Below are 14672 nucleotides of genomic sequence, written 5' to 3' on the forward strand. Positions count from 1 at the left end.
GGGGATTGGGGATTAGGGATTAGGAATTGGGGATTAGGGATTAGGGATTGGGGATTGAAAGAATCTATAAAATACATTTCCTTCCATTTCCCAGTACCCAGTCCCCAGTCACCAGTACCCAGCCTCTATCTCATATTTTGCTTCTTTTCTGCTTTGGGATCGCGATTGGCAACTGCTGCGAGTTCTGCATCCAATAATGTGCGTCCTGTAGCGGCGAGATAAACGTCATCTAGGCTGGGGCGAGATTGGGCAATACTAAATATGGGCAAGCTGGCGTTATTTAATGCTTGCTGTATGGTAATCAAGGTATCATTTTGCGGTGTCACTACTAAATTAAGTGAATTACCTTGAGCGCTGTTAATGATTACCTCTTGCACAAACGGCAATGATTGTAGGAGGTTTTTGGCTTTTTCGGCTTCCTCAGTCGGGGAAAACTCCTGGATTCGCAAAGTGATGCGATCGCCCCCTACTTTATCTTTCAATTGCGAAGGTGTGCCAGAGGCAATGACAACGCCGCGATCGATAATTGCGACGCGATCGGCTAATGCGTCAATTTCTTCTAAATAATGACTAGTAATCAGTATTGTTGTCCCAGATGCCCGCAACTTCCGCAGAAAATCCCATACCACAAAGCGACTTTCTATGTCAAGTCCGACAGTTGGCTCATCCAATACCAGTACATCCGGTGCGTGGAGCAATCCAGCCGCCAAGTCGAGGCGCTTGCGTAATCCACCGGAGTAAGTTCCTGTTTTTTTATTAGCGTATTCCTGTAAACCGAGTAAATCTAATACTGTATTAATCCGCTGTTTCGCTACTGCGTTTGGCAGGTGATAAAGTGCTGCTTGCAATTGCAGTAGTTCTCGTCCAGTGAGCACCTTATCTATGGCCACTTCCTGAGCGACATAACCTAGCCGTTGTCTTGCCAATCTCGGATTATCCAATGCAGAAATCCCAGATACTTCGATTTTGCCAGCATCCGGTGTGGTGAGCGTACACAAGGCACGCAGAGTCGTGGTTTTGCCAGCTCCGTTGGGGCCAAGCAAACCAAAGATTTCTCCAGATTCTACCTGAAAGGAAACATCTTTGACGGCAACTACTGTGCCGTAGCGCTTTTGCAGGTTTTCAATTAAAACGGCGGGAGCCATAACAGCTTAACCCCTAAAGATACAAATCTCAACAAAGTCTATTTATATTGTAGTTGAGTGATGTTAGGTGAAGCGATCGCTTAGATACAGCTTCTTTATCTTAAAAGAGCGATCGCGAACTCCAAAAATAACTGCATTCAATTTTTGCATCTAAATACAACTATCTAATTTCTTCTCCCCCATCTCCCTCATCTCCCTCATCTCCCTCATCTCCCTCATCTCCCTCATCTCACTTAAGAAGCTGCACGGATACTAATACAGGTGTTGAGTTAAATTGGCTGATAGGAGCGGGTTGCATATCGCGGTAGTCCAGCAATTGGACGAGGATGAGGTAGGCGATCGCTAAGATAATAGAAATTGCACCTGTAATAATGGCAACTATTTTTGAGCGGTTCATAAATATTTCCTTTAAACTAATCTAAATCTGGTTCCACGCCAAGCGATCGCAATTGTGCTATCAATCTTTCTGTTCGTTGTCTTTCTTGTTCAGCCCTTTGTCTTTCCTGTTCCACAGAAGTAGATACCCAGTTGCCTGTCCCATCGTACCAGCGCAACCAAGGCTGTTCGACATCTTGATAACTGCCGTACCACACACCCAAACCTAGTTTCAGTTCCGGTATCCAAAAACCCCATTCAGACAAAGCTGCCTCAGCATAGCGACCCCCATTTAATTTAAACATCCTGAACTCATATTTGTAGCGATCGAATACAGCGTAATAGGGAACGCGCAAAATTTGTTCGTATACTTCCCATTTTCCTGGTGGTTGTTCGATATCCCGTAATGTCTGTCCTAAATCTTCGGTTTCAGTACCAGGAGATAATAGTTCTACCACCACATAAGGATCGACTCCCTCTTGCCAAAGCTGAAAGTGCTGCTGTCGGCCTTTTCAACCGAGAACTTTTTATTTAATTCGTATTACTGAAGAACGCTTTTCTCTAACTGAGGGACTCCGTAGAACGTAGGTATAGTGCGCGACAACTAAGTCAGAGGCTGCAATCTGAAAAAAACATTCAATTGAGTCCGGAACAAGTACGCCGAATTTAAAAAAAAGATTGGCGGTGGAAAAGAATCCGCAATAGTCCAGCAAACTCCTCTCAACCGCAAAGAGTACAAGCAAAACTAGCGGATTTGGAGAGTTTAAAATTGTGGGCTTCAATGGAACTAAGTAGAACGGTGCAAATCAATCGAAGTATGTAACAAAAAGTGAAGTTGCCTAAAACCCTCTTTCCTTCTGCCTTCTGCCCTCTGCCTCCTGCCTTGTTATAACAACAATTTTTAACTTCTACATTTTGCTCCTTGGGGGGTAGCATCGGGATAGAAAGTAATTATTGCCTTTTGTTTCCTCACAAAAACTGTAGGAAAAGATTTTCCCGTTTCGCGATCGCGCACACTATAAATACACGTACCTTCAGTATTTCCTTGTTGCTTAAAGATTTTAGTTGCATCTACAAGCATTTCTTCAGCGTTACTGAGGTAGCCATAGCCTTTAATAACATCTGTAACTATACGATTTCCCTGTTTAATTACTACACCCATTGTATAAATTACACCAGGAATCACTTCTTCTTTTGCTTGATTGTTTGGTAAGCGTCCGCCAATCCCCTCATTTTGTAACTGTAAATATCTGCCGTAAAAATGTAAGCCGCCAATATCGTTAGCGTTATATATTTGACCGCAAAAAATATGTTCAAACCCTTGATTTGTAAACCAAATATTAGTTAAATCTTCGATAAATTGTGCTTTTTTCTTGCGTCCCGGCCGCAGTTCTCCATTGCTAGCTTGCTGAATTTTCTGCAACACATCCGGGTAATCAGATAACAATTGTTTAAATTGATTAGTGCTGACTTTACTGCCAATAGGGCCACATATTTTGAGTACAGCTTCGTCAAAACGATTCAGCTGCGGTGGTCGTGGTGTAATGTCTAATTGCTGTCCTTTGGGGAAACCAACAGGAACCGGATTATCTACATTATCAAAAAATGGTAATAGTTTTGTATCTGGCTGCGACTGCCCTTGAACAGAATTTTGCCACCCCAAGAAGCAAGTTAGTATTACTAAAACTAAGCGACTTACTATTTGTTTATTTAGCTTATTTGCAGTAATCCGCTTCATAAGTGTGGATAAATTACTGAGGCAATACTAGGGACTGAATTATTTTCAATCCCTAGTCTTATTTGTACTTGTAGTTAAGCCTTTTTCAACCAGCTAAACATAGCGCGTAAATCTTTGCCAACTTCTTCAATTTTGTGTTCGGCTTCTTGACGACGCATGGATGTAAATCCGGGTTTTCCAGATTGATTTTCTAAAACGAATTCCCGTGCAAATTGTCCAGATTGAATTTCGCTGAGAATCTTCCGCATTTCTGCTTTGGTTTGGTCGGTGACAATTCGAGGTCCGCGGGTATAATCGCCATATTCTGCGGTATTGGAAATACTATCGCGCATTTTGGCTAAACCACCTTCTACAACCAAATCCACAATCAATTTGACTTCATGAAGACATTCAAAATAAGCTAATTCTGGTTGATAACCTGCATCCACCAAAGTTTCAAATCCGGCTTTGATTAAAGCACTCAAACCACCGCACAATACTGCTTGTTCGCCAAACAAATCGGTTTCGGTTTCTTCGCGGAAAGTAGTTTCGAGAACACCTGCACGAGTACCACCGATACCTTTAGCGTAAGCCATAGCGCGATCGCGTGCCCGACCGCTGGCATCTTGATAAACTGCAAACAGTGCTGGTACGCCTTGCCCTTGTTCGTAAGTCCGCCGTACTATATGTCCTGGGCCTTTGGGTGCTACCATCACCACATCTACGTTAGCAGGCGGTACAATTTGTCCAAAATGGATATTGAACCCGTGGGCAAAGGCTAACAAGTTTCCTTCTTCTAGATTTGGTTCAATTTCGTTTTTGTAAATTGTTTTTTGCACCTCATCAGGTAACAAAATCATGATGAAGTCAGCAGCATTGGCTGCATCTGCGACATTTTTTACAGTTAACCCAGCTGCTTGGGCTTTTTGCGCTGACTTACTACCCGGATATAAGCCCACAATCACATTCAAACCACTATCTTTGAGATTGAGGGCGTGGGCATGACCTTGAGAACCATAACCGATAATTGCAATGGTTTTTTCAGCCAAAAGGTCTAAATTGGCATCTTCGTCATAATACATCCGGGCCATAAAAGTATCTCCTGTCAGCAAGCATCGTCATTTATTGGCAGGCTTTTGATTGTACCCCAAATCGGGAAGTAGGGGGAGTAGGGGGAGATGAGGGAGATGAGAGAGATGGGGGAGATAAGGGAGATGCGGGAGATAATTCTTCACTTCTGTCTCCTGACAACTGACAACTAATAATCACGTTGCCCGATCTATTTTTTTGACTTCTTCATCAGATAGTTTGACATTGATAGCATTCACTGAATCTTCGATGCTGGAAATCTTGCTAGCGCCAGGAATTGGCAAAATAGAGGATGACTTGGAACGCAACCATGCTAGGACAATATTATAAACTGATACGCCTTTTTCCTTAGCTAACTGAGCGATCGCAGGAATATCTTGCAAATCCTGATGGCGACGACTACCACCAAAGGGACTCCAAGGCAAAAAGGCCAATCCTTCTTGTTCGCAATACTTCAACACGCCATCAGTTTCTGGCTGTCGTTCCCAAGGGCTGTATTGATTTTGCACTGAGACAATATCTACCACATCCCGCGCCCGCTTAATTTGTTCGACAGAAAAGTTAGAAACTCCCACAAACCGAATTAAACCAGCTTCTGTTGCTTCCTTCGCTGGCTTAAGGGATTCCTCAATCGTGTAATTAGAATCGGGGGCATGATATTGCCAGATATCGATAGGTTTAGCACCACCCAAAGCCTCAAAGCTGACGCGAATTGTTTCGCGCAAATGTTCTGGCTTACCATTGCGCGTCCAATTGCCATTGGGACGCATCAAACCACCCTTTGTTGCCACAACTACTTGGCTAACATCACCTTTGTAGCTGGCAAGTGCTTGATGAATTAGTCGCTCATTGTGATGTTTGTCTGATTCATCTTTGCAGTAGGAATCAGCAGTGTCAATGAATGTAATACCTAAATCTAAAGCGCGATGAATCACTTCAATAGATTGAGATTGGGGAGGGCGATTATAAATTGACATCGGCATTCCACCCAAGCCAATGGCACTAACAAAGACACCCGTTTTTCCTAGCTGTTTAGTTTCCATGCTTCTAGCCCGTGTTTACAGCGTAATTACTTCTTATGTACTAACGGGTTAGATAATGTTTTGACAATTAGTCTGTGGGTAGGAGTTAGTTGTCAGTTGTCAGTTGTCAGTTGTCAGTTGTCAGGAGCAGAAGTAATTATTTCTTGTCTCCCCCATCTCCTCCATCTCCCCCCTCTCCCCCTGCCTCAAAGGCTAAATAAAGTTCTGATGATTAAATTTGAGATTTTTGGCAATTATCATTAGCAGGTATTTATAATAGTATGTCTGGGTAAAGTTTAAACAGGATTAGATTAAGGAAACTCATGTCCCGATATCGAGGGCCACGCCTCAGAATTGTACGTCGCTTGGGCGACTTACCAGGATTAACTCGTAAAAGCGCCAGACGCGCTTATCCGCCAGGCCAGCACGGTCAAAACCGCAAGAAACGCTCTGAGTATGCTATCCGTCTAGAGGAAAAGCAAAAGCTCCGTTTCAACTACGGTCTGACCGAAAAGCAACTACTGCGCTATGTACGTAGAGCTAGACGCGTAACTGGTTCCACTGGACAAGTACTGCTGCAACTGCTAGAAATGCGCTTGGATAATACCATTTTCCGTTTGGGTATGGCTCCCACCATTCCAGCAGCTCGCCAGTTGGTGAATCACGGCCATGTGACGGTTAATGGTCGTGTAGTGAATATTGCTAGCTACCAAGTTCGTCCTGGTGAAGAAATTGCTGTCAGAGATAAAGAACAATCGCGGAAGTTGGTAGAAACCAATTTGCAATATCCCGGTTTAGCTAACCTTCCCAGTCATCTGGAGTTTGACAAAAACAAGTTGGTTGGCAAAGTGAACGGTGTTATTGAGCGCGAATGGGTGGCACTGCAAATTAACGAACTACTTGTGGTGGAATACTACTCGCGTCAAGCTTAGACAGTCGTCAGTCGTTAGTCGTCAGTCGTCAGTGGTTAGTAAAGCAAAAACAACTAATAACTTTACTTATGACTCTTTGAAAGAGTCACTTTTTATAAGTCTTTAAGTGGTTAGTGAAGCAAAAACAACTAACAACTGACAACTGACTAACCACCAATTTGCGACATGGTACGGCTGTATGCGCCTAATGTACCAGAGTCACGCCCCTTGAAGTTAATTTCTGGCTTGATTGCCAGTAAATATCTGACTTGCTCTTGTAATTGAGTTGTGCTAACACCAGCACGGAGGGCAGTTTTTAAGTCAATTTGCCCAGTCTCATTTAATAAACAGGGACGCAGCCAGCCATCAGCGCTCAGACGCATCCGGTTACAGCGATCGCAAAAACATTCCGACATTTGACTAATAAATCCCAGCGTTCCTTTTGCTCCTGGTATTTGAAATACATCAGCAGGGCCAGCACCACAAACTTGGGATTCTGTCAAGCCCCAGCGATCGCGGATACGTTGCCGTAAATCGGCTGAAGTTACCCAACCCCGATTGTCAAATAACTCTCCATTGCCGATAGGCATGAACTCGATAAACCGAACGTGCCATTGTTTGTCAATTGTCAAAGCTGCTAAATCGAGAACTTCACCATCATTAACCCCAGGAATGACGACTACATTCAGCTTCAAGGGGTCAAATCCGACGCGATGAGCGGCTCGAATTCCATCCCAAACTTGTTGCCAACGGGGACGACCGCGATTACCAATAATTTGGTTAAAAGTGTCTGAATTGAGAGAATCTAAACTAATATTAATCCGTCGCAACCCAGCATCGTAGAGGTTTTGCGCTATTGGGGCCAGTAAAAACCCGTTGGTCGTCATAGAGAGGTCTTGAGTTTGGGGGAAAGATGCGATCGCCCGTACTAAATCTACTACACGGGGACGCAGTAGGGGTTCGCCGCCTGTTAATCTAAATCGTGTAAAGCCGATAGGAATAAAAACTTCTTGAATGAGAGTCAGCAATTCCTCATCAGTCATTAATTGTTGCATGAGGATATAGTCGAGTTCTGCTCCCTCTGGCATACAATATTGACAACGAAAATTGCAGCGATCGATTAGACTAATACGCAAATAATCTACTTGGTTCATATTTTTCTTTTCTGTAGTCTAAATGCAGAATATATAATTTTTGTCAAGTTAGAAATACTCTTTAATCATACAAATTTTACTCGTGCTCTTTTAAGCTAACGCGCTGTGAATATATTTGTGAATGCTGGAAGTGCGATCGCCAATAGCCGTAAGTAATATCATGTTCGGATGAATGCTTATAAGCTGACGCGGTGAGACAGCGCTGCGGGAGGGTTTCCCTCAGCAGGTGAGTCAGCGCGGTCTTGGGGGTTCCCCCCATGAGCGACTGACGAACCCCGAAGGGGCGACTGCGAACCCGAAGGGGGACACGGAGATGCGGGGACGCGGAGAATTTTGAATTATAAGTAATTAAGCGAACTTGATATCATATTAAAAAAGCCAGATAACATCTGACTTTTTCGACTTGCATATGTCACGTTATTTTAGAGAATTGAGATTACATGTCATGAATTAATCAAACGTGGTACAATTCCCTGAATTAAATTAAGCGACGATAGTCACATTGCCCGTATCTAAGTCGTAACGACCTCCTACAATTTTGAGTTTGCCGGACTCGATCTGCTGGCTTAAAAGTTGCGATCGCTTTAACTGTTCGATCTGATATTGCACATTTGCAACTACAGCGTTTTCAACTGAGTCGCCTGGCTGATTCTTGACTCTAGCGACAGCTGGCTTAATTGCTTTCACAAAAGTACCAATGTCACCAAGCAACTGTTGGTTTTTCACCGCTGCGGTTACTGCCCCACATCGCTCATGACCCAGCACCATCAACAGCGGCGTGCCTAAGAGGGTGACAGCGTATTCAATACTGCCTGTTGCTTCGGGTGTGGCAATATTTCCCGCAATCCGCACATCAAAGATATCGCCAACGCCTTGATCGAAAACAATTTCTACAGGCACTCTAGAGTCTGCACAAGTGAGGATGGTTGCAAATGGATGTTGAGCTTGAGCAACTTCCTGCAACCGCACCGCCGATTGATCGGGGTATTGAGGATGATGCTGGATAAAGCGTTCATTTCCCTCTATCAGCTTTTGCAGTGCTGCATCAGGACTGAGAGATTGAGAACTTTCCGCAGCTTTTGCAGGTTGGACTCGCCAGAGTAAATCGCTGGCAGTTATCATTACGCCGAATGCTCCTGTGACTCCTAACTTCAAAAAGTCACGACGTTCCATAAAATGCTTATTTTGATTCATGATATTATAACGACGCAATGCATTTTGTAGAGCGAATCTCCATCACATCTGAGATGTAACAAGTACCGCCAAACTTATTCAGTAGCGGTCTAATGTTTTCTACCACAGGCTTGACATGCTCTGGCATACAAAAGGCGAGGATGTAAACATTATCGAGCATCGTCATATCTAAATCTTCAGCTGTTCCTCGTAATCCTTTGCCAGCAACATTTCGGATGACAGCATGACCATGTACGCCTGACTTGTCTAAACCATCTAAAATTCTACTAAGTTCAAACGAGTTGGCGATAATTTCTATCTTTTTAACTAGGTGCATATTATTACCTCCAAAACAGGTTAATTCCGTATAGATATAACGGAATCCCTACGATAATATTGAACGGGAATGTCACTGCCAAAGCGGTAGAAACGTACAGGCTAGGGTTCGCTTCCGGAACAGTCAATCGCATAGCTGCTGGCACAGCGATATAAGAAGCGCTGGCACATAACACAGCAAACAAGAGTGAATCTCCTGGAGGCAGACTGATAAATTTGGCGATCGCTAACCCAATCCCTGCATTTACTATTGGAATTAGTATCGCAAATAAAACAAGAAAAACTCCTGTTTTTTGCAAGTCTTTAATTCTTCTAGCAGCGACTAGTCCCATGTCTAGTAAAAAGAAAGTGAGAACGCCATAAAATAACCCTTGTGTAAAGGGTTCTAAGACTTTCCAACCATGTTCTCCTGTCAAGAAACCAATCAACAAGCTACCAACCAACAGAAAGACCGAACTATTCAAAAATGCTTCTTGCAAAACTTCTGGCCAAGAAAAGTCTCGCTTTTCATCAACTGTGAATAGATTTACTAAAATCAAACCAACAATGATGGCGGGAGATTCCATCAAGGCAAGGGCTGCCACCATATAACCATCAAAGTGAATACCAAGCTCAGTCAAAAAGGCGCTAGCGGTGATGAAAGTAACAGCACTGATAGAACCGTAGGTTGCAGCGATCGCGGCAGCATCATAAGTATCCAACTTTAACTTTAGGATGAAAAAAGTGTAAATTGGCACTAAACAAGCCATAAACATGGCTGCTGCGAGCGTTAGAACCACTTCCTGAGTGATTCCGCTTTTAATGAGTTCTACCCCCCCTTTAAAACCAATCGCAAACAGCAGATAAAGCGAGAATAGTTTAGGTATAGGGGCAGGAATTTCCAGATCGGACTTGACAAAAACAGCAGTCATCCCCAGAAAGAAAAACAGAATTGGCGGATTCAGGATGTTAGATATAATTAAGCTGACATCCATTTCCACCCCTCCTGATGTTGGTGAAGTTGGCAATTTAAGAAATTTTTCATCTCAAAAAATTTAACTGATGGATCATGATGTATCGTGTATTGCTACCCCATGTCAATTGGGTGAGGAGGTATCCCAACAACAAAGGTAGTGGCATTAGCGATCGAAAAGCATAAAAAAGCAAAGGTTAAAGGAAAAAAGAATCTCTCTTACCTTTAACCTTTAACCTACCCTATGGGTTCTGTTTTAGCCGGGTGGGTGACTGCTACAAGCATCGCTCAAGCTAATTCCCATTACCCTATATCTCTTACTCGCATACTCATATCAAGCCTGATACGTAAAGATTGCTATAGCCTTAGCCACACCCTTTAGGACAGTATTGATTGCTAAAAGCCTTAAAGTAACTGGGTTTTTACTCAGCACGAGCGCGAGAAGTTGCAAGGAGGAGCCACTGCGTTGGACGGGTTCCCCGGCTTGAAGCAAGTGGCGTGGTTTCCCTCCGAGCAAACTTCGGTGACTCAGCACTTTGCTATATGTATTAGGCTTGATATGAGACACTAAACTTGATTTCGAGTTCATAAATACCCGAACCTATGCATTTTAGCGTGCTTGTCGTTTCCGCTTTATCCACCATCCCATAGCGCCAGCAACTACTGTACCTCCAAGGGTCAGAGGTTCGGGTACTGAAGCGGTTGTGACCACAAGCTTAACTGGTGTATCGGCACTATATGCAAACAGATACTGATATGCCGGTTTGAGATCGCCTAGAAGTGCAGCTCCGATTGAAAAATATTTTTCATCCTTAGCATTAATATCTGCAATAGCGTTTGAGTTTAGAGAAAAATTGAGAACTTCATTTTTATCCCCAAAAGAAGTAACTTTGAAGTTGCCATAGCTTTTCCCACTGCCTAAATCGTCATAAATACTTAAATCGGGGTTGTTAACTTTCTGATTGAGTGCGATCGCTGGTGTGGAAACATCAAACAAACCCAAAGTATGAGTTGAATATCCTGAACCTTGAAATCGCTGAATTTTCAGGGTTGCCGAAGAGATAGGTCGGTTTTTTAAAACAGAGACATCAAATGTAAAAAAGCTACGATAGACTGTTTTGCTCAATTTTCCAGTCAGGTAGTTATCGTTGTCGTTACTGTTATAGTCAAAATTAGAAGTGTACGTATTCCACCAGCCTTGATTGTTATAGCCTTCTGTCAACTGGCTATCTGACGTACTTAAAGTAATACTTGATGCTTGAGCGCTACTTGTCACTCCTAACCCAAAACTAACGATAGCAGCACTAATCGCTAATTTGCAGTGCTTTCTCATGTTTATGCAAATCCTGTATAAACTAAAATAAGGGCTTAGGTAAATGTACAACCTTATTTTGAAGAGTTAAAGTATAAAATCAGTATCTTTATAAAAAATATATACTAGTCTTACAATATTTTTACTTAATATACATATACTATCACTAAAATTCTCTAAGATAAGATCCAAATTATGTATAATTTGCTTCTGAAATAAAATTGAATGCCTGCATAGATACATATAACAATAGCAACAATAATACTCGCAGCTAGAAAAAGTAATTTGCTTAATTACAAGTTAAGAAATAGGCTGAGATATGGGAAGTTTGCAAATACGATAAGTTAAACAGTCTATGGCTAAATTCTTTGACTGTATTACTGACGAACTACAAAAGTTTATTGCTACCCAACACCTTTTTTTTGTTGGTTCTGCACCTCTTAGCCCTACAGGTCACGTTAACTTATCTCCTAAAGGATTGGATTGCTTTCGCATCCTCTGTGCTAACCGAGTTGCTTACCTGGATCTTACAGGCAGCGGTAACGAAACGTCTGCCCATCTCCAAGAAAATGGGCGAATTACATTTATGTTTTGCGCTTTTGAGGAACCCCCATGTATTCTGCGCCTCTATGGTAAAGGACACACGATTTTACCTAGTTGCCCAGAATGGAACTTTCTTTATCCTCTATTTCCCGAAATTCCTGGAACTCGTCAAATTATCGTTGCTGATATCGAGAAAGTGCAGACCTCCTGTGGTTATGGCGTACCACTATATGAATATCAAGGTCAGCGCCAAACAATAGTAAATTGGGCAAAGAATAAAGGAGAACAAGGAGTTCGAGATTATCAACAGCAGAAAAACCTTGTCAGTCTCGACGGTTTACCGACTTCACTTAATACTGTTAATTCCTCGGTTGAAGGGCTATTAAATAATAGCTAAAACTCGTATTGAGAAATAATTTCTGTCTCGTCCCGTGCTGCTTTTATCCATTCTTGCATTGCTGGCAATGCCAAAACTGTTTCCATATAATCTCTAGAAACAGCATCTAATTGCACATCGTAGGCTATAAAACGGAGAAAAACGGGTGCAAAAAAAGCATCAGCAATAGTAAACTTGCCAAACAAAAAGTTGCCACCTACCCCAAAGTTTTGGCGCGATTCTTGCCAAATAGCTATAATGCGATCGATGTCTTGTTGTACGCCAGATACTAAACCTTTGCCAGGATATTTATTACGGCAGTTCATTGGCATATTCTGACGCAGATTTTGAAAACCTGAGTGCATTTCTGCACTGATAGAACGAGCGAATGCCCTTGCACGTTTATCCTCTGGCCAATAGTGTAGAGTCGTAAATGTTTCAGCTAGGTATTCACAAATAGCTAAAGAATCCCATACTCTTTGATTTTCGTGCAATAGTACAGGTACTTTTCCTGATGGAGAATATTGCCGAATTTTTGATAAATAATCTGGAGTGAATAGAGGAATCCGAATTTCCTGAAATTGCAAACCGAATTGTTTCATTACTAGCCAAGGACGAAGCGACCAGGATGAATAATTTTTATTGCCAATTACTAAAGTTAATTGTGTCATTTTTCTAGGATTTATAAAGTTGTTCAATCCACATAGATACGTCAGCTTCTGAGCCTGACGAAAAAGATTTTCCCGTTGCAGGATGGTAAGCATTCCAATAGGTATTGCCGTAGCGATCTACTTTTTGCCAGACTTGTAAATCGTTAGGGTCTGCTAATAAACTTTTCACAAACTTTTCCCAGAGGTCGTGCAAAAATATCCTAATCTTTGAGTGAGTATTGAAAAGTAATTCTCTCTTGTTTGCTGAACTAGAATTTATTTCTATTTTTTCTGAGTGCAAACATCTAATGTTATTTTTCATAAAATTAATCCTGAAATTAGCTTTGTAAATCAAACCTTAGCAGTGGTTTAATTAGTAATCAAATCATCATGTGCATGGTTACTATAAATAGCATTTATAGATATGAATCATGGCTGATATAATATTTCTGCCAGTATTCACTTAAGCTGTATATAACCTTGATTAGCCATGAAACTCTCCCAACTTCGCGCCATAGTTGCAGTCGCAGAGCGTGGTAACTTTAGTGAAGCAGCCTTAGAATTGCAGCTTACCCAGCCAGCAATTAGTCATGCTATTGCTAGCATAGAAGAAGAATTGGGTGTGCCTTTATTTGCCAGAGGTCGTCATGGTGCTGTACTGACACCAGCAGGAGAGCGAATTTTATACTATGCGCGTCAGGCTTTACAAAATCTAGAGATGATGCAGCGGGAAGCAAACCTACATAAAGGTTTACATGGAGGCCATGTGCGGATTGCGGCTTTTCGCAGCGTTGCGACTCACTTATTGCCAAAAGCGATCGCTAAGTTTCACGAGCAATTTCCAGAAGTCGCTGTGACAATCATAGAACGCCCTGCCTATCTTGATGTCGAACAGTCTTTGCGAGAAGGACGCGCCGATATTGGCATTACCTATCTACCCACTAGTAATGAATTTGAAACTTGGGAAATTCTGCGGGATGAATATGTTGCTTTATTACCACCAAAAGCCCAAATAAGTAGTCCGCAAATTACTTGGAAAGACATAGCGGTATATTCTCCAGTGTTGCTTTCTTGTCTACCCTGCGGCCGACCTCTCCACAACCACATCAAGAATGTAGCACCTTTTATGAATACCATTGGCGACATTCAAGAAGATTCTACTGTTGTTAGTATGGTCAATCAAGGACTAAGAGCAGCTATTCTCCCTCGTCTAGCAGCTACGCCAATTCCTCCAGATGTGCAAGTATACAGTTTACCAATACCACTAGAAAGAGTCATGGGAGTTGCAGTTTTATGCAATGGTCTTCATGTTCCTGCGGTATTCACATTTCTGCAAATGCTGAAAAAATTTAACTTTTATAGTTTAACTAAATTGACTTATTAATAACATTGCGATCGCAGACGTAATTGTATTGTCAAAAACTACGAATAAAAGTTTGGTTTTGAATGTATTCTTCAAGTAAGGAGTAACCTAGTAGAAATCGCCTGTATGTATCAGCTTTTTTCGTGTCTTAATTACTAATTAGTTTGTAGTGTTCTTTGAGGAATTTCAGCATTTAACCAACCAAGAAATTCCTGATTGATAGCTGTGGGAGAAATTTCAGCAATAAAGTTGGTATAGCTGATATGCTGGCGGATCGACTGTTCAATCTCAGCACCATAGCCATCTTGAGTTTTTACAATTAGTACTATTTCTGGTTCCTCTGTAATTTCTCCTTGCCAACTGTAAGCACAGGTAATAGGAAACCAGTTGACACAAACTGCTAGCTTATTTTCAAGCAATTCTCGACCAATTTTACGGGCTTCATCTGTATTATTTAAAGTTACGTAGTAGAGTTTCATCAAAATCTCCCGTAAGTGTAAAACATTTATACTAATTTACAGCAAAGTGCTGAGTAAAAACCTAGTTCCTGTAAG

General features: G+C 42.0%; 16 protein-coding genes and 1 pseudogene. 3 read left to right on the forward strand and 14 right to left on the reverse strand.

Features of this window, described 5'->3' with window-relative positions:
• Positions 1-125 precede the first annotated feature (125 nt).
• The 6 genes and pseudogenes from I8752_RS12945 to I8752_RS12970 all read right to left on the reverse strand — a co-directional run bounded on the left by I8752_RS12945 (position 126) and on the right by I8752_RS12970 (position 5369).
• Complete coding sequence (locus I8752_RS12945) at positions 126-1145, reverse strand: ABC transporter ATP-binding protein (protein ID WP_214432730.1); 1020 nt, start codon at positions 1143-1145, stop codon at positions 126-128.
• A gap of 229 nt (positions 1146-1374) precedes the next feature.
• Entirely contained in the window at positions 1375-1542 is a 168-nt protein-coding gene (locus tag I8752_RS12950) for a hypothetical protein (protein WP_214432731.1), read from the reverse strand.
• A 16-nt stretch (positions 1543-1558) separates the two neighbouring features.
• Positions 1559-2014, reverse strand: a pseudogene (locus I8752_RS12955) (Uma2 family endonuclease); the annotation flags it as partial.
• Positions 2015-2421: 407 nt separating this feature from the next.
• Complete coding sequence (locus I8752_RS12960; protein ID WP_214432732.1) at positions 2422-3258, reverse strand: EndoU domain-containing protein; 837 nt, start codon at positions 3256-3258, stop codon at positions 2422-2424.
• A 74-nt stretch (positions 3259-3332) separates the two neighbouring features.
• On the reverse strand, positions 3333-4328 hold the full coding sequence (ilvC, locus tag I8752_RS12965; protein ID WP_214432733.1) for a ketol-acid reductoisomerase: 996 nt from the start codon (positions 4326-4328) through the stop codon (positions 3333-3335).
• Between the two features lie 174 nt (positions 4329-4502).
• Positions 4503-5369 carry an aldo/keto reductase gene (locus tag I8752_RS12970; protein WP_214432734.1) on the reverse strand — a complete coding sequence of 289 codons (867 nt, stop codon included), beginning with the start codon at positions 5367-5369 and terminating at the stop codon, positions 4503-4505.
• A gap of 302 nt (positions 5370-5671) precedes the next feature.
• Here I8752_RS12970 and rpsD point away from each other — a divergent pair, with 302 nt between their 5' ends.
• On the forward strand, positions 5672-6280 hold the full coding sequence (gene rpsD, locus I8752_RS12975) for a 30S ribosomal protein S4 (RefSeq protein WP_214432735.1): 609 nt from the start codon (positions 5672-5674) through the stop codon (positions 6278-6280).
• Between the two features lie 146 nt (positions 6281-6426).
• Here the strand turns inward: rpsD and moaA are convergent, their stop codons facing one another.
• The 5 genes from moaA to I8752_RS13000 all read right to left on the reverse strand — a co-directional run bounded on the left by moaA (position 6427) and on the right by I8752_RS13000 (position 11207).
• Complete coding sequence (moaA, locus tag I8752_RS12980; RefSeq protein ID WP_214432736.1) at positions 6427-7413, reverse strand: GTP 3',8-cyclase MoaA; 987 nt, start codon at positions 7411-7413, stop codon at positions 6427-6429.
• 483 nt (positions 7414-7896) lie between these two features.
• Positions 7897-8607 carry a carbonic anhydrase gene (locus I8752_RS12985; protein WP_404827093.1) on the reverse strand — a complete coding sequence of 237 codons (711 nt, stop codon included), beginning with the start codon at positions 8605-8607 and terminating at the stop codon, positions 7897-7899.
• A gap of 4 nt (positions 8608-8611) precedes the next feature.
• Positions 8612-8923 carry a P-II family nitrogen regulator gene (locus tag I8752_RS12990; protein ID WP_214432737.1) on the reverse strand — a complete coding sequence of 104 codons (312 nt, stop codon included), beginning with the start codon at positions 8921-8923 and terminating at the stop codon, positions 8612-8614.
• Positions 8924-8927: 4 nt separating this feature from the next.
• On the reverse strand, positions 8928-9896 hold the full coding sequence (locus tag I8752_RS12995) for a sodium-dependent bicarbonate transport family permease (protein WP_214432738.1): 969 nt from the start codon (positions 9894-9896) through the stop codon (positions 8928-8930).
• A gap of 588 nt (positions 9897-10484) precedes the next feature.
• A complete protein-coding gene (locus I8752_RS13000; protein WP_214432739.1) occupies positions 10485-11207 on the reverse strand; it encodes a PEP-CTERM sorting domain-containing protein in 723 nt (240 codons plus the stop codon).
• Between the two features lie 334 nt (positions 11208-11541).
• Here I8752_RS13000 and I8752_RS13005 point away from each other — a divergent pair, with 334 nt between their 5' ends.
• Complete coding sequence (locus tag I8752_RS13005; protein ID WP_214432740.1) at positions 11542-12126, forward strand: pyridoxamine 5'-phosphate oxidase family protein; 585 nt, start codon at positions 11542-11544, stop codon at positions 12124-12126.
• Here the strand turns inward: I8752_RS13005 and I8752_RS13010 are convergent.
• Positions 12123-12776 (reverse strand): glutathione S-transferase family protein, encoded by a 654-nt coding sequence (locus I8752_RS13010; protein ID WP_214432741.1) that lies wholly within the window; start codon positions 12774-12776, stop codon positions 12123-12125. The genes I8752_RS13005 and I8752_RS13010 overlap by 4 nt on opposite strands.
• A 4-nt stretch (positions 12777-12780) precedes the next feature.
• A complete protein-coding gene (locus I8752_RS13015; RefSeq protein WP_225895633.1) occupies positions 12781-13077 on the reverse strand; it encodes a hypothetical protein in 297 nt (98 codons plus the stop codon).
• Between the two features lie 168 nt (positions 13078-13245).
• On the opposite strand from I8752_RS13015, the gene I8752_RS13020 reads away from it, so the two are divergent.
• A complete protein-coding gene (locus I8752_RS13020; RefSeq protein ID WP_214432742.1) occupies positions 13246-14139 on the forward strand; it encodes a LysR family transcriptional regulator in 894 nt (297 codons plus the stop codon).
• Between the two features lie 134 nt (positions 14140-14273).
• On the opposite strand, the gene cutA is transcribed toward I8752_RS13020, so the two are convergent.
• Complete coding sequence (gene cutA, locus I8752_RS13025; RefSeq protein ID WP_214432743.1) at positions 14274-14597, reverse strand: divalent-cation tolerance protein CutA; 324 nt, start codon at positions 14595-14597, stop codon at positions 14274-14276.
• Between the last annotated feature and the right edge of the window lie 75 nt (positions 14598-14672).

Origin of the sequence: Dendronalium phyllosphericum CENA369 (assembly GCF_016056275.1) — a bacterium.
Classification (GTDB): Bacteria; Cyanobacteriota; Cyanobacteriia; order Cyanobacteriales; family Nostocaceae; genus Dendronalium; species Dendronalium phyllosphericum.

Bases quoted from the DNA above. Each gene is read 5' to 3' on its own strand.
- I8752_RS12945 (WP_214432730.1), bottom strand. From the start codon at position 1,145: ATGGCTCCCGCCGTTTTAATTGAAAACCTGCAAAAGCGCTACGGCACA.
- I8752_RS12950 (WP_214432731.1), bottom strand. From the start codon at position 1,542: ATGAACCGCTCAAAAATAGTTGCCATTATTACAGGTGCAATTTCTATT.
- I8752_RS12960 (WP_214432732.1), bottom strand. From the start codon at position 3,258: ATGAAGCGGATTACTGCAAATAAGCTAAATAAACAAATAGTAAGTCGC.
- ilvC (WP_214432733.1), bottom strand. From the start codon at position 4,328: ATGGCCCGGATGTATTATGACGAAGATGCCAATTTAGACCTTTTGGCT.
- I8752_RS12970 (WP_214432734.1), bottom strand. From the start codon at position 5,369: ATGGAAACTAAACAGCTAGGAAAAACGGGTGTCTTTGTTAGTGCCATT.
- rpsD (WP_214432735.1), top strand. From the start codon at position 5,672: ATGTCCCGATATCGAGGGCCACGCCTCAGAATTGTACGTCGCTTGGGC.
- moaA (WP_214432736.1), bottom strand. From the start codon at position 7,413: ATGAACCAAGTAGATTATTTGCGTATTAGTCTAATCGATCGCTGCAAT.
- I8752_RS12985 (WP_404827093.1), bottom strand. From the start codon at position 8,607: ATGAATCAAAATAAGCATTTTATGGAACGTCGTGACTTTTTGAAGTTA.
- I8752_RS12990 (WP_214432737.1), bottom strand. From the start codon at position 8,923: ATGCACCTAGTTAAAAAGATAGAAATTATCGCCAACTCGTTTGAACTT.
- I8752_RS12995 (WP_214432738.1), bottom strand. From the start codon at position 9,896: ATGGATGTCAGCTTAATTATATCTAACATCCTGAATCCGCCAATTCTG.
- I8752_RS13000 (WP_214432739.1), bottom strand. From the start codon at position 11,207: ATGAGAAAGCACTGCAAATTAGCGATTAGTGCTGCTATCGTTAGTTTT.
- I8752_RS13005 (WP_214432740.1), top strand. From the start codon at position 11,542: ATGGCTAAATTCTTTGACTGTATTACTGACGAACTACAAAAGTTTATT.
- I8752_RS13010 (WP_214432741.1), bottom strand. From the start codon at position 12,776: ATGACACAATTAACTTTAGTAATTGGCAATAAAAATTATTCATCCTGG.
- I8752_RS13015 (WP_225895633.1), bottom strand. From the start codon at position 13,077: ATGAAAAATAACATTAGATGTTTGCACTCAGAAAAAATAGAAATAAAT.
- I8752_RS13020 (WP_214432742.1), top strand. From the start codon at position 13,246: ATGAAACTCTCCCAACTTCGCGCCATAGTTGCAGTCGCAGAGCGTGGT.
- cutA (WP_214432743.1), bottom strand. From the start codon at position 14,597: ATGAAACTCTACTACGTAACTTTAAATAATACAGATGAAGCCCGTAAA.